The 422-nt window shown below is 72.3% G+C and carries 1 protein-coding gene; it reads left to right on the top strand.

The features are described from left to right. Window positions 1-17: 17 nt before the first annotated feature. On the top strand, window positions 18-422 hold a 405-nt coding region (locus B2U11_RS07490; protein ID WP_414632948.1), incomplete at its 3' end, for a M20/M25/M40 family metallo-hydrolase.

Genomic DNA, 422 nt, shown 5'->3' with positions numbered 1-422 from the left:
CTTATCTGCTGGGCCGGATGACCGACATGGGCCTGGCGCCGATGCTGCAGGCGGGGGTGTTGTCACCGGCGGCGGTCGCCCGCATCGAAAGGCGGGGCGACAGCGCGCGAGGACTGCAGGCGGTCAATATCGTCGGCGTCCTGCCCGGACGCGATCCTGCCCTGCCCGCCGTCGCCCTGATGGCCCACTATGACAGCGTGCCCGGTTCGCCTGGCGCGGCCGACGACGCCTCGGGCGTGGCTGCGGTGCTGGAGGCGGTGCGGGCGATCAAGGCCCGCGGCCCGGCCGAGCGCACCCTGATCGTCCTTCTGACCGACGCCGAAGAGTTGAACCTGGACGGTGCGCGCGCCTTCTTCAGCGAACATCCGCTGCGCGACCGCATCGGCGCGGTGGTAAATCTGGAGGCGCGCGGCGGCGGCGGC

The sequence above is a fragment of the Brevundimonas sp. UBA7534 genome (genome assembly GCF_002479325.1).
Lineage (GTDB): Bacteria > Pseudomonadota > Alphaproteobacteria > Caulobacterales > Caulobacteraceae > Brevundimonas.
The sequence above is the reverse complement of the archived record's forward strand: the minus strand, read 5'-3'. Positions and strand labels throughout refer to the sequence as shown.